Origin of the sequence: Pinibacter aurantiacus (assembly GCF_019130065.1) — a bacterium.
Lineage (GTDB): Bacteria > Bacteroidota > Bacteroidia > Chitinophagales > Chitinophagaceae > Pinibacter > Pinibacter aurantiacus.
In genome coordinates this window covers 263895-277146 of the sequence record NZ_JAHSPG010000008.1, presented here as the reverse complement: position 1 = coordinate 277146, position 13252 = coordinate 263895, and the positions used below count along the sequence as shown (strand labels likewise).

Below are 13252 nucleotides of genomic sequence, written 5' to 3'. Positions count from 1 at the left end.
AGAGTTCTAACCTAATACCGATTGGTCAAACAATATAGACCAATTTCGACTTCGTCTCATTGTTCTATTTGTTTGATCCATCGGCATTATAAGGAATTGAAATTTATTTTTTGAGTATAATAAATTTCAATTCCTTATAAATTAGTTTTCAAAATAAAGATTTTTCGTTGAGGAATAGTTTTTTATATACTTTTTCGGCCAATTTTATGTTTTAGTGGAAACAGATCGTACTTAAAACTTACCAAAGCCCAAAGAATGGCACCGTTTATTAAGAAATTCTTTCTTTCGATAGCGATAGTTGCAACCTGCAACTATTCATTCTCCCAATCAGTTACCGACACGGCAAAACTCCAGGAAGTTGTTATAAAAGCATACGAGCATAACCGTAATATTAAAGACATTGGCGCGGCAGTTTCTACTGTTCGTGAAGCGCAGCTTGACCGTTTTAGCAATGTTTCCATTTTATCGGCAGTCAACAGCGAGCCGGGTATTAGAATGGAAGAACGTTCTCCGGGTAGTTATCGATTGAATATTCGCGGCAGTTCTTTAAGAGCGCCTTTTGGAGTAAGAAATGTAAAAGTCTACTGGAACGGTATACCTTTTACCGATCCCGGGGGCAACACTTATCTAAACCAATTTTCGCCTGCCAATTTTTCTTCGCTGGAAATTTTAAAGGGCCCGGGAAGCAGCTTGTATGGAGCTGGCACCGGCGGTGTGGTGCTGGCAAATGGTTTTGATCCTTTGCAACCAAACGAACTTCAGTTGCAATATTCTGGTGGAAGTTTTGGAACGAATAACGTTCATGCGGGCATCACATTTGGCGACGAACGTTTTAAAAACAACATCAGCTATAATTATCAAAACAGCAATGGCTATCGCGATCAAAGTGCGATGCGCAGAACAACGCTTTCATGGGAAACGAAAAGTATTGTTTCTCCCAAATATGAATTGTCTACGCACGTGCTTTACGGCGATTTGTTTTATGAGACACCGGGTGGTTTAACCAAAGCTCAATACAACGCAAATCCAAAAGCTGCGAGGCCTTCCAGTGGTGGTTTTCCAAGTGCTGAAGCGATCAATGCGGCCATCTATCAAAAAATGTTTTGGGCAGGTTTCAATCAGCAATATCGTTTCACTGATAATTTTTACAACAGTACCTGTGTATATGGTACGGTTACCAATTTTAAAAACAGTGCCATTCGCAATTATGAGAAAAGACTGGAACCACATTTTGGTGGACGAACGGTGTTTGGTTACAACGCACAACTGCAACAAACAAAACTGAACATCGTTGCGGGTGCGGAAGGCCAGCAGGGATATTTTACAGACAATGTTTACAACAATAAAAATAGCAACCCCGACTCTTTGCAGACAAGCGACGAAATTAACAACAGCCAATGGAACGCATTTGCGCAAGCAGAAGCGATCTTTAGTGGCGGCTGGGTTGCCACTGCAGGGGTGAGCATTAATAAAACGCAGATCAATTTTACACGTACTTCTGTGGTGCCGAATTTTACCTACGATAGCAAGTTCAACAATGAATGGGCTCCACGTTTTTCTTTATTGAAAAAGTTCGGCAAAGTGTCAGTGTACGGCGTGGTGTCAAAAGGCTTTTCACCACCGGCAACACAAGAGCTGCTACCGGCTACAACCATTATCAACACTAATTTACAAGCCGAGCACGACTGGAACTATGAGCTTGGCGCCAGGGGAAATTTATTGCAAAACAGACTGGTATGGGATGTAAACGTATTTGATTTTAATTTGAAAAATGCGATTGTGCAACGTCGAGATGCGAGCGGTGCAGACTACTATACCAATGCCGGTTCTACAAAACAAAAAGGTGTTGAAGCAAATGTTTCTTACGTGATCACTGATAATAAAAACAATTTTGTTTCGGGTGCTACTGTTTGGGCGAGTTATACTTATTTCCACTTCCGATATAACGAGTTTAAGCAACTGGACGCAAATTACTCAGGCAATCAAATGCCGGGCATAGCGCCAAATACAGCAGCTGCGGGCGTTGATCTTTCATTCAAACCACATTTATATTTACATGCTACTTACTTCTACAGCAGTTCCATTTATCTGAATGATGCGAATACAGATCAAGCGAATGAATATCATTTGCTTGGAGCAAAGCTTGGTTATAAAAACAATTTGGGCAAACATCTTACCATCGACTTATTTGCCGGCGGCGATAATTTATTGAACCAGAAATACAGCCTCGGAAACGACATCAATGCTACCGGTGGGAGGTACTACAACGCAGCGCCAACGGCGAATTTCTATGCGGGGATTGCCTTCGGCATTAGATGAGAAAGGAACGCAGATTTTCATGATTGTCATGATTTATTATGATTTAAAATTTTGAGGCACCAGCTTCCCCGAAAATGTCGAACCGGGCTAATATCAAATTTTTAATCTCAAATAAAAAATCTTGATAAATCATGACAATCATGAAAATCTGCGTTCTCCCCGCGTTCTTACTCAAAACTTATTACCTTCGTCCTGTATATGGTTGACGACAACCGTCATTAAAAGGGAAGTCCGGTGTAATTCCGGCGCTATCCCCGTAGCTGTAAGCGAAAGTGAAAAAGTTCACATTACTGAAAATAAAACCACTGTTAACACGGGAAGGATTTCAGTGAAACGCGAGCCAGAAGACCTGCCACATACGTGTTCATTCAAAGCTTTCGGGTGAAAAGCATGGAATGTAAATGCCAACACCCAAAGGCAATTTATATTTCTACTTAGTCATTTTATTTACCGAAGGCTCATTGTTAACCGTTTTTTAAAAGCAACATTGAGCATGAAACAACTAATTGCAGGCTTCACATTATTATCCTGCTATGGTGCATTCGCACAAACAGACTCCGTTAAACAAAAGTCGTTAGATGAGGTAGTGGTTACCGCCAACAAATTTGCACAAAAACAAAGTGCAACCGGAAAAGTACTAACTGTTATCGGCCGCCAGGAGTTAGAAAAAAACACGGGCCGCTCACTTACACAAGTATTAAACGAACAAGCCGGCCTATTGATCAATGGTTCGCAAAATTCACCGGGCAGTAATCAAACCGTTTATATGCAGGGCGCCAATGCCGCTAACACACTGATATTGGTAGATGGCATGCCTGTGAACGATCCATCGGGTATTTCAGGTGAATTCGATTTGAACCACTTTTCAATAGATCAAATTGAAAGAGTGGAAATTTTGAAAGGCACACAGTCCGTACTGTACGGCTCAGATGCCGTTGCTGGGGTTATCAACATCATCACGAGAAAACAAGTAAGCAACAAACCTGTTGGCATCAATGGAACCGTTGCAGGCGGTACTTACGGAACATTTAAAGGAAATGCAGGTGTGAGTGGTAAAATCAAATGGTTCAATTATAACGCGCAATACAATCATTTGCAATCAGATGGTTTTTCTTCTGCTAACGACAAAACAGGTAATCAAAGTTTTGATAACGATGGTATTAATCAAAATAATGTGAGCCTTAGTTTGGGTGCAGACGCGGGACGTTTCAAAATAAGATGGCTGGGTTCGTTTGATCAATACCATGCAGCTATTGATGACGGTGCATTTATGGATGATAAAAACAGCACTATCACCAACAAGAATCTGCAATTTGGGCTTTCCACTATTTATACCTTTAATAAAGGAAGTATTACAGTAAATGTGAACGAAAATCACATTGAGCGCAAACTTGATGATCCAGCAAACAATCCTGTTGGCACAAATGATTACGATCCAAGTTTCGGCAATTATAAAGGCAACAACTATTTTGCGGAAGCCTTTATTAACTTGAATTTACAGGAGCATATCGGTCTCCTTGCCGGTGTTGATGGCCGCAGGCAAGATGCCAGCAGCGAAACGACTTACAGCAAACTCGGTGGCGACAGCTCTAAAATTGATATGTACAGCGGCTATGCTGCCCTGTTGTTCAAAAACCTTGGCGGCTTTAATGCTGAAGTAGGTGGAAGATATACGCATCACTCTATTGCAGGGTCTAATTTCTCTTACTCATTCAACCCATCATACTGGATAACGAAAGAGTGGAAAGTATTTGCCAATCTTTCTTCTGGCTTCCGTGCGCCAAGCATTTACAATCTTGTTTCTGAGTATGGCAACAAGTCGCTCAATCCTGAGAAGTCTGTTTCTTTGGAAACTGGTTTGCAATTTGTGAGCGCAAACAATATGATCAACGCTCGCGCTTTGTACTTTAACAGAACTATTAAAGATGTGATCATTTTCCAATCTACGTTTACTCCTCCGTACGGACAATACATGAATGGCGATAAACAAAAGGATCAAGGTGCAGAGTTGGAACTTACTGTTCGCCCAACTTCTAAATTGAGTATAACAGCAAATTACACTTATGTTGATGGCAAGTTGACTACGCATACTACCAACGGTAAAGACACGAGCTATTTTAACTTACAACGTCGTCCTAAGAATGCAGTCAACGGACATGTTGGTTATCAAATTACTGAAGCATTTTTTGTAAGTGCCGGTGTAAGGTGGCAGGATAAAAGGCAGGACATTTATTTCAATCCGAATACATACGCTGCGGAAATTGTTAACCTCGCAAGCTATTACAACCTTGATGCTTATGCAGAGTACAAAATTCCATTCAGCGGCGGCAAGCGTTTTGTGAAAGTGTTTGGCGATTTCAGAAATATCACCAATCAATCGTACTTTGATATTTACGGTTACAACACCCGTAAGTTCAATTTAATGGCTGGCTTGATGGTGGGGCTTTAGTGGAGAGTTGAGAATTGAGAGTTGAAAGTTATTAGTTTAGTCAGCGAGATTGCGGACACAGGCTAACCACTCTCAACTCTCCGCTCTCAATTCTCAACTACCTATTGCTCGTTACATCAAACTTCTCCTTAAAAAATCCCATTTGTTTGCTAAGTTCCAGTAAACAATTTCTACACAGGCAATCGCGGTATTTTTCTCCTATAAACTTCTTCTGTTCTTCGTTAAACGATATGCCGTTGCATTGGCAATTTGCCACATCTCCTACTTTACATTCAAAACCTCCGTTACATCGCGGGCATTTTTTCGGCTCGTGTTTGCAGGTGTTCATTGTGTGGATTTTTAAATTCTTTGTCACATAAAAAAACCGCAGAGGAACGTAGGGTTTTCTGCGGTTTTTTGTTGTACAGACGCGTTGAACGCGTCTCTTATATTTCGATGTTACAATTTCTGATGTTTGCAAACACGCCGTGTTTGCTACAGGAGACGCATTATCATGCGTCTCTACGCGCTGCAACTAACGCAACCTTCTTCCATTGTACACACTGCACCTTCAGCAAATGTTTCGGTACCGTTTACAACAGGATCCATATTGGTGCCACCTTGTTTTTCTACTGTGAATTTCACAGCCTCAGCAGCAGCTTGTGTTCGCAAATAATACATACCTGTTTTCAAGCCTTTTTTCCATGCGTAGAAGTGCATGCTCGTAAGTTTCGCAGTGTTCGCCTGCTCAACAAACAAGTTCAAAGACTGTGACTGGCAAATGTATGCACCTCTGTCTGCCGCCATATCAATCAAATTACGCTGCTTGATTTCCCAAACTGTTTTGTACAGTTCTTTAATGTCTGCAGGAATTTCTTTGATATTTTGAATAGAACCGTTAGCAGCAAGAATTTTGTTTTTCATTTCACCGTTCCACAAACCAAGTTTCACAAGGTCGTTCAGCAAATGTTTGTTTACAATAATGAACTCGCCGCTCAATACTCTTCTCAAATAAATGTTAGAAGTGTATGGTTCGAAACATTCGTTGTTACCAAGAATTTGTGAAGTAGAAGCCGTAGGCATTGGCGCCAGCAACAAGGAGTTTCTGATGCCATGTTCTTTGATCTTCGCTTTCAATGCTGTCCAGTTCCAGCGATCAGAAGGAGTTACGTCCCACATGTCGTATTGCAAGATGCCTTGTGATGCAGGTGAACCTTCATATGTTTCGTAAGCTCCATGCTCTCTCGCCAAATCATTGCTAGCAGTTAAACCAGCAAAATATAGTGTTTCGAAAATTTCTTTGTTCAATTGTTTTGCAGCATCGCTCTCGAATGGATAGCGCATTAAGATGAATGCATCCGCCAAGCCTTGCACTCCAATACCAATCGGGCGATGACGCATGTTGCTGTTCTTCGCTTCTTCTACAGGATAGTAGTTGCCATCGATGATCTTGTTAAGGTTGATCGTCATTTGGTAAACCACTTCGTATAGTTTGTTGTGATCAAACACGCCGTCAGTCACGAATTTTGGCAACGCCACAGAAGCAAGGTTACAAACCGCTACTTCATCCGGAGCAGTGTACTCCATGATCTCTGTACACAAGTTGCTGCTCTTGATGGTACCAACGTTCTTCTGATTGCTCTTTTTGTTGGCTGCATCTTTGTACAACATGTAAGGGTTACCAGTCTCAATTTGCGCATCTATAATGGCAAACCAAAGATCTTGCGCTTTGATCGTTTTTCTCGCTCTTCCTTCTTTTTCATAACGCTCATACAATGCTTCAAACTCTTCGCCGTAGCACTCGTGCAAGCCTGGCGCTTCATCCGGACTGAACAAACTCCAGTCAGCATTGTCTTCCACACGTTTCATGAAAAGATCGCAGATCCACAAGGCGTAGAACAAATCTCTTGCACGCATTTCTTCTTTACCGTGATTTTTTCTCAGGTCAAGAAAGTCGAACACATCAGCGTGCCAAGGCTCAAGGTAAATAGCAAACGCACCTTTACGTTTTCCACCACCCTGGTCTACGTAACGTGCAGTGTCGTTGAATACGCGCAGCATTGGCACGATACCATTGCTGGTTCCGTTTGTGCCGCTGATGTATGCACCTGTAGCGCGAATGTTGTGAATGCTCAAACCAATACCGCCGGCACTTTGAGAGATCTTCGCCGTTTGACGAAGTGTTTCATAAATACCGTCGATGCTATCATCTTTCATTGTTAAAAGGAAACAGCTGCTCATTTGTGGTTTCACAGTTCCTGCATTGAACAATGTAGGCGTTGCATGAATGAACCAGCGTTCACTCATCAGGTTGTATGTTTTTATAACATTCTCGATGTCATTTTTGTGAATACCTACAGACACGCGCATAAACATGTGTTGTGGTCTTTCCACCACTTTACCATGAATGCGAAGCAGGTAGCTTTTTTCCATGGTTTTAAAACCAAAATAATCGAACGCAAAATCGCGGTCGTAAATAATGGTGCTGTCGAGGAGATGTGCATTTTCTTTGATCACTGCCCACACATCATCACTGATCAACGGGGTGTAGCGATCACCTTCTTTATACTCATGCAATTGCTGCATGGTTTTGCTGAAGCTTTTTATAGTGTTCTTATGCAAATTGCTGATGGCAATACGAGATGCAAGCAATGCATAATCCGGGTGAATAGTGGTAAGCGATGCCGCTGTTTCTGCTGCAAGATTGTCCAACTCTGTGGTCGTAACGTTGTCGTAAATGCCTTCCACTACTTTCTTTGCAACGCTGATCGGGTCAACCAATGGATTCAAACCATAGCCCAGTTTTTCTATGCGTGCCGTAATCTTGTCAAACTTTACTGACTCTTTTCTTCCGTCTCTTTTAATTACAAACATGGGTTGAGTATTTTATTGTTCAAAAAACCTGTGGGGCGAATTAATAATTAATAATTAAAAATTAATAGGTGCTCCACGAGCATATTGGCTTACATCATAGGTTATGGATATGGAAACTGAAATCGTTAGAGGCATGAAACTATCGGCGAAGTCGATATTAATTTTTAATTATTAATTATTAATTCGCCTAAAAGTCTTCATCAGTAGAAAACACCTGCGAATCTTTCGCCGCTGTCACTCCTGCTTTCTGGTAATCGCCAACGCGTTTTTCAAAGAAGTTTGTTTTACCCTGCATACCGATCATTTCCATGAAATCGAAAGGATTGGCTGCGTTGAACATTTTTGGATATCCTAATTCAGATAACCATCTGTCTGCAACAAACTCGATGTATTGCGTCATCAATTTTGCGTTCATGCCGATCAATGCAACAGGCAACGCTTCTGTAATGAATTCTTTTTCAATTTCTACTGCATCGCCAATGATCGCATACACTTCGTCTTTCGACAATTTATTGTTCAACATGCTGTACAGCAAACATGCAAACTCACAGTGCAAACCTTCATCACGGCTGATCAATTCATTGCTGAATGTAAGGCCCGGCATCAAACCTCTTTTCTTTAACCAGAAAATGGAACAGAAGCTGCCACTGAAGAAAATGCCTTCCACTGCTGCAAATGCCACCAGTCTTTCTGCAAAAGATCCTTTTTCTATCCAGCGCAAAGCCCATTCTGCTTTCTTTTTCACCGCATCGATGGTGTCGATGGCGTGGAACATTTTATTCTTCTCAACTGGATCTTTAATGTAAGTATCGATCAGCAAAGCGTATGTTTCGCTGTGGATATTTTCCATCATGATCTGGAAGCCGTAGAAACATCTTGCTTCCGGCAATTGCACTTCACTCATGAAGTTTACGGCCAGGTTCTCGTTCACAATACCATCGCTGGCAGCGAAAAATGCCAGTACATGCGAAATGAAATGACGTTCACCATCGTTCAGCTTGTCCCAGTCCTTAAGATCGGCGCTAAGGTCAATTTCTTCCGCAGTCCAAAAACTCGCCTCATGCGTTTTGTACATTTCCCACACTTTGGGATAGTTGATCGGCAGGATAACAAAGCGGTCCTTGTTCTCCTGGAGAAGGATTTCATTTTCAGCCATATAAATATTTTTTAAAAGTGGAAGTGTTGCCTTGTGGAGGGGAGACGGCTAGGCGACCCTTTGCATTGCAAAAGGCTAGAGCTGACGCTGCTTCAATCCACGAAAGCATTGTTTTTGACAACCACCTGGAAAGTATCCTGACTTACAGATTAGCATGTGAACCAACCTGCTCACAGTTGCGGGACAGCCCGTGATTTACACACGGTTCCTTTTTCATACCGGATTTTTAATCGGTAACCAAATGGTCAGTTGCAAAGAACAGGTCAAAAGTATAACGTGAATTCTATGATTTGGGAAACCGTTTTCCACACCGTGTTAAAAACAAAATTGCAAAAAATTCAACTATTGCCAAGACCTCACCCCAGCCCTCTCCAAAGGAGAGGGAGCGGTCTCAAAGTTTGTGAAAGACTTTAGAAAATCGACCTGTCCACGCTAACATTTATAGATAAATCTTAATACATCGACCACTTCCCCCCTCTCCTTTGGAGAGAGCTGGGGCGAGGTCTTGGATTTTGCGGGTAACAAACGCTATTTTTACCACATATAAACACACCTATGGGGATACAACTTAATGAACTGCTCACGGTTAGCTTTACCCTTTTTGCGATTATCGATATTGTAGGCTCAATTCCTTTACTGATCTCGCTTAAGCGAAAAATGGGTGGCTTGAAAGAGCTGCTGGCTACATTAGTTTCCGGTGCGCTGATGATCCTTTTTCTTTTCCTGGGCGAAAGCTTTCTTGGCGTATTGGGATTGGATGTGAATTCCTTTGCTGTAGCGGGTTCTATCGTAATCTTCATTCTCGGCCTGGAAATGATCCTGGGCATTGAGTTTTTTAAAAGTGAAGGAGATATCCGCTCGGGGGCCGTTGTTCCCATTGCGTTTCCGTTGATCGCCGGGTCGGGTACACTTACTACCATTATCTCCCTACGTTCCAATTACTCTGTTCCTACCATATTGGTCGCCATTTTAATAAATCTTGTTATTATTTATATAGTGATGAAATCGCTCGATTTTATTGGCAAATTGATTGGCCCTGCAGGTTTGTTAGCGATCAGAAAATTTTTTGGTGTAATATTGCTCGCCATTGCGGTAAAAATATTTGCGAGTAAGGTAGGTGTGTTGTTTAAGTAGTCGCAAATTCCAGCAAACACGGTTCAAATTCTGCACAATCTCAAAGTTGTTTGATTTACGGCCTCGTAGTACAATGGATAGTATAAGAGTTTCCGAAGCTCCAGATACAGGTTCGATTCCTGTCGAGGCCACTTTTAGATAACTGAGAATCTAAATAAGCATAAGTAGCAAAAATATTCTCCAACACTTCCAGGTTTGCAAGATTTAAAAGCAATCATCCGAATAGGTACCTAACCTTTAATTTTATCAACTTAAACCAGACCCGATGAGCTTCTATTTCACTATTACCACAAACAAAAGGATTTCCTATAATGATTTGCTTATTGAATTAATCAACAAAAATGTTGAAATTGATCAACCAGAAATACTACAGGATTTAGTCGCAGATGGTGGCTGCAAATTTTTCATTCCTTATCGATCCACGCGAGGTGTCACTTTGCGCTATGAAAATCAGGAATACTCTATCGGACTGAATGTTGTCGCGAGTGAAGCCGATTTTGAACTAGCATTAAATATTACAGAAACGCTCTCTAAATACACAGGTGCCTTGATTTTGCCAGAAGATAGAGACGAGCCAATTGATATAGAAATACTGACAAAAGATTATAGTCAAAAGTGGATTGACGAAATAAAGCTACTAGGGATTGACATTTTTATTGAAAAAATTGGCATGACAGGAAATGACCTCTCAATTGGGTGTTGCTACATGATGTACTCAATTGGCCCTAAAATTCACAGCCAGCTTGACTCCAGCTCCAAAGAAAGTTATTACCATGGTTTAGTTAAGCTTATCTGCCAAACACAATTCTTTGATAGAGAAAAATATGCAATTCCCTCTTACCTGGTTGTTACCAATAAAAAGACGGACAAAAAAGAGAAAATGATTGTCTTGTATCCAAACGGGGATCAATTTTTACCAGTGGCAGACGTGCTAGTAATTAGAAAGGAGGACGACTGGGTTGAACTACCATTCGGACGGATTAATGAGATTGCTACAAATAAATTCACTTTAATCGATGAACAACAGTACCTCGTCGATGCTTTGTCAGAAGCAGAATATCACAGCCTATTTCTAGCTGCAAGAAATATTTTGACCGATGCATCTGTTAAAAATGAAAACGAAGAGATTGCCGAAACGCCCAAAACAAAAAGGTGGTGGCAGTTTTGGTAACAGCTTTCTCCTCAAATAAAATTATCAGACCGGTAGTATAAAAATGCTCTACCATTTTCCCTGTTCTAACTCAGGCTCTACTTTCCCCACAATTTAACAAACAAAAAAGTTCACTTTTTGTGAACTTTTAACTACATTTACAAAGGCAAATGAAAGTAAGGCTCATAAAGAAAAAATCAATTGAAGATTTTGCTGAACAAAATGTCGCGAGTAGGAATTCATTCAGGCATTGGTTATCGATCATTAAACAGGCAGATTGGGCAATACCAGAAGACATTAAGGACACCTTCGGCTCTGCTGACTTGCTAGGCAATGGAACAAACAGAGTTGTATTTGATATTTCTGGCAACAATTACAGAATGATCTGTAAATATCATTTCGGCGAAAAAGAAGTTATCATATATATAAAATGGATAGGGTCGCATAAAGATTATACCAGGCTCTGCATTTGCAGGAAACAGTTTACAATTGAAAGTTTTAAAAGAAATTAACATGCAGACATTATTATACAAAGTCATAAAAACAGATACACAATACAACAAATATTGTGGCATTCTGGAAACATTGATGGATAGCGGAAAGAAAAGTAAAGCGGTTCAAGATGAAATTGAGCTTTTAACCTTGCTGATTGAAAAATATGATGAAGAACATAACACATTCGACGATTTGGATCCCATAGAGCTTCTAAAATCATTAATGAAAGGTCACAAAATGAAAGCGATCGGGTTAGCCGAATTGTTGAATGTGAGCGAAGGTTTGGTTTCTGACATGCTCAACTACAAAAAGGGGTTATCAAAAGATACCGTTCGAGTACTTTCACAAAAGTTCAAACTCAAACAGGAAGCGTTCAATAGACCGTATGAGTTGCGTGGCGCAACAACTACCAAAGCAAGCAATTCGAAAAAGAAAATCGCAACGACTTAATAAATTATCCCTACGATTTGTTTCCACACAGAGCCGCTTTTTCAAGCGGCTCTACGTTTATACCCTAAAATAATTCCGCCAAATGCTCGCAGCTCATTTCTTTTTACTATTTTAATATTATGTCGCAAACCTTTATCGATCAACTGACGTTTTTTGCAGAGATCATTCCACTTACATACGTGGCACTTTTCCACGTGATCAATCCTATTGGTTCAGGCGTGCTGTTTTACAATCTTACTTCCCGCGCTACCAGCAAGGAACGAAGGTCATTGGCAAAACACGTGGCTCTTAATACGAGCATCATGCTCGTCATTATTTTAATGGCCGGCATTTATTTGTTGAAATTGTTTGGCATCACGGTTCCAATTATTAAAATGTGTGGTGGCCTGGTAATTCTGGCAATGGGCTGGCGCTCCCTTCAGCAGGATGATGACATTAATGATAGCGATAAAAAGATGCAACTGACCAACGTTCAAACGAATGATGTTTATAAAAACAAACAGTTCTATCCTTTCACATTTCCATTTACCGTGGGGCCGGGCACTATTTCAGTTGCACTCACTATAAGTGCAGAGTCGCTGGTACATAGAGGCAACAGCGCAAACAGCCTTTTACAATTCGCCGGTGCTGTTACAGCAGTCATACTTATAGCTTTTACCATTTACATTTGTTACGGTTCCGCAGATATGGTCATGAACAGGCTTTCTCTGCAAATGCGAAAAGTAATTATGAAAATCTTTTCGTTCATTCTCTTGTGCATTGGTGGTCAAATTCTGTTTGGAGGAGTGGAGGATTTTGTAAAGTATATATTGAAATCCATTGCTCAACCGTGATTTAAATTTCTTCATCATGGCAGATATACAAACATCTATTGCTCCGTGGTTGTCGGTTTCAAACGCTGTTAAGGCTGTTGCTTTTTATAAGAACGCTTTCAATGCGGTAGAAACTTACCGGCTGGAAACACCGGATGGACTTGTGGTAAAACTGTCTGTCAACGGTGCTGAGTTTTGGATCAGCGGAGACTTAAACGACCACCACAACATTAAAGCCTTACACCCTCTTGGGGGCAACACGGTAAGAATGATCTTAACGGTAAGCGATCCAGATACCGTTTTCGCAAACGCGATCTCGGCAGGAGCCACCGAAATATTTCCTGTTGGCGAATCGCACGGTTGGCGACTGGGTCGAATTGCAGATCCATTTGGGCTTCATTGGGAAATCGGTCATGAGGTCAAAGGATAATCAA

General features: G+C 41.0%; 11 protein-coding genes, 1 tRNA gene and 2 riboswitches. Of the genes, 9 read left to right on the top strand and 3 right to left on the bottom strand.

Going from position 1 to position 13252, the window contains the following annotated elements; genetic code table 11:
- The first annotated feature begins 255 nt into the window (after positions 1 to 255).
- A complete protein-coding gene (locus KTO63_RS12260; protein ID WP_217791581.1) occupies positions 256 to 2319 on the top strand; it encodes a TonB-dependent receptor in 2064 nt (687 codons plus the stop codon).
- A gap of 182 nt (positions 2320 to 2501) precedes the next feature.
- A riboswitch (cobalamin riboswitch) is annotated at positions 2502 to 2690 on the top strand.
- 122 nt (positions 2691 to 2812) lie between these two features.
- Positions 2813 to 4768, top strand: a complete 1956-nt coding sequence (locus KTO63_RS12255) for a TonB-dependent receptor plug domain-containing protein (RefSeq protein ID WP_217791580.1) — start codon at positions 2813 to 2815, stop codon at positions 4766 to 4768.
- A 97-nt stretch (positions 4769 to 4865) separates the two neighbouring features.
- Here KTO63_RS12255 and KTO63_RS12250 read toward each other — a convergent pair whose 3' ends face one another.
- The 3 genes from KTO63_RS12250 to KTO63_RS12240 form a co-directional block, all read right to left on the bottom strand.
- Positions 4866 to 5096: a cysteine-rich CWC family protein gene (locus KTO63_RS12250; protein WP_217791579.1), complete on the bottom strand. Its 231-nt coding sequence runs from the start codon at positions 5094 to 5096 to the stop codon at positions 4866 to 4868.
- A gap of 173 nt (positions 5097 to 5269) precedes the next feature.
- Complete coding sequence (locus KTO63_RS12245) at positions 5270 to 7621, bottom strand: ribonucleoside-diphosphate reductase subunit alpha (RefSeq protein ID WP_217791578.1); 2352 nt, start codon at positions 7619 to 7621, stop codon at positions 5270 to 5272.
- A 187-nt stretch (positions 7622 to 7808) separates the two neighbouring features.
- A complete protein-coding gene (locus tag KTO63_RS12240) occupies positions 7809 to 8777 on the bottom strand; it encodes a ribonucleoside-diphosphate reductase small subunit (protein ID WP_217791577.1) in 969 nt (322 codons plus the stop codon).
- A 110-nt stretch (positions 8778 to 8887) separates the two neighbouring features.
- A riboswitch (cobalamin riboswitch) is annotated at positions 8888 to 9034 on the bottom strand.
- A 298-nt stretch (positions 9035 to 9332) separates the two neighbouring features.
- Between KTO63_RS12240 and KTO63_RS12235 the strand changes: the two genes are divergently transcribed.
- The 7 genes from KTO63_RS12235 to KTO63_RS12205 all read left to right on the top strand — a co-directional run bounded on the left by KTO63_RS12235 (position 9333) and on the right by KTO63_RS12205 (position 13248).
- Positions 9333 to 9911: a MarC family protein gene (locus KTO63_RS12235; protein WP_217791576.1), complete on the top strand. Its 579-nt coding sequence runs from the start codon at positions 9333 to 9335 to the stop codon at positions 9909 to 9911.
- A gap of 59 nt (positions 9912 to 9970) precedes the next feature.
- Positions 9971 to 10042: transfer RNA gene (locus KTO63_RS12230), tRNA-Arg, on the top strand.
- A 134-nt stretch (positions 10043 to 10176) separates the two neighbouring features.
- Positions 10177 to 11082 carry a hypothetical protein gene (locus KTO63_RS12225; protein ID WP_217791575.1) on the top strand — a complete coding sequence of 302 codons (906 nt, stop codon included), beginning with the start codon at positions 10177 to 10179 and terminating at the stop codon, positions 11080 to 11082.
- Positions 11083 to 11231: 149 nt separating this feature from the next.
- Positions 11232 to 11573 carry a type II toxin-antitoxin system HigB family toxin gene (locus tag KTO63_RS12220; protein ID WP_217791574.1) on the top strand — a complete coding sequence of 114 codons (342 nt, stop codon included), beginning with the start codon at positions 11232 to 11234 and terminating at the stop codon, positions 11571 to 11573.
- A 1-nt stretch (position 11574) separates the two neighbouring features.
- Complete coding sequence (locus tag KTO63_RS12215) at positions 11575 to 12006, top strand: helix-turn-helix domain-containing protein (RefSeq protein WP_217791573.1); 432 nt, start codon at positions 11575 to 11577, stop codon at positions 12004 to 12006.
- 119 nt (positions 12007 to 12125) lie between these two features.
- On the top strand, positions 12126 to 12839 hold the full coding sequence (locus tag KTO63_RS12210; RefSeq protein WP_217791572.1) for a MarC family protein: 714 nt from the start codon (positions 12126 to 12128) through the stop codon (positions 12837 to 12839).
- 16 nt (positions 12840 to 12855) lie between these two features.
- Positions 12856 to 13248 carry a VOC family protein gene (locus KTO63_RS12205; protein ID WP_217791571.1) on the top strand — a complete coding sequence of 131 codons (393 nt, stop codon included), beginning with the start codon at positions 12856 to 12858 and terminating at the stop codon, positions 13246 to 13248.
- Positions 13249 to 13252 lie beyond the last annotated feature (4 nt).

Coding starts and splice junctions, on each gene's coding strand:
- KTO63_RS12260 (WP_217791581.1), top strand. CDS start 256: ATGGCACCGTTTATTAAGAAATTCTTTCTTTCGATAGCGATAGTTGCA.
- KTO63_RS12255 (WP_217791580.1), top strand. CDS start 2,813: ATGAAACAACTAATTGCAGGCTTCACATTATTATCCTGCTATGGTGCA.
- KTO63_RS12250 (WP_217791579.1), bottom strand. CDS start 5,096: ATGAACACCTGCAAACACGAGCCGAAAAAATGCCCGCGATGTAACGGA.
- KTO63_RS12245 (WP_217791578.1), bottom strand. CDS start 7,621: ATGTTTGTAATTAAAAGAGACGGAAGAAAAGAGTCAGTAAAGTTTGAC.
- KTO63_RS12240 (WP_217791577.1), bottom strand. CDS start 8,777: ATGGCTGAAAATGAAATCCTTCTCCAGGAGAACAAGGACCGCTTTGTT.
- KTO63_RS12235 (WP_217791576.1), top strand. CDS start 9,333: ATGGGGATACAACTTAATGAACTGCTCACGGTTAGCTTTACCCTTTTT.
- KTO63_RS12225 (WP_217791575.1), top strand. CDS start 10,177: ATGAGCTTCTATTTCACTATTACCACAAACAAAAGGATTTCCTATAAT.
- KTO63_RS12220 (WP_217791574.1), top strand. CDS start 11,232: ATGAAAGTAAGGCTCATAAAGAAAAAATCAATTGAAGATTTTGCTGAA.
- KTO63_RS12215 (WP_217791573.1), top strand. CDS start 11,575: ATGCAGACATTATTATACAAAGTCATAAAAACAGATACACAATACAAC.
- KTO63_RS12210 (WP_217791572.1), top strand. CDS start 12,126: ATGTCGCAAACCTTTATCGATCAACTGACGTTTTTTGCAGAGATCATT.
- KTO63_RS12205 (WP_217791571.1), top strand. CDS start 12,856: ATGGCAGATATACAAACATCTATTGCTCCGTGGTTGTCGGTTTCAAAC.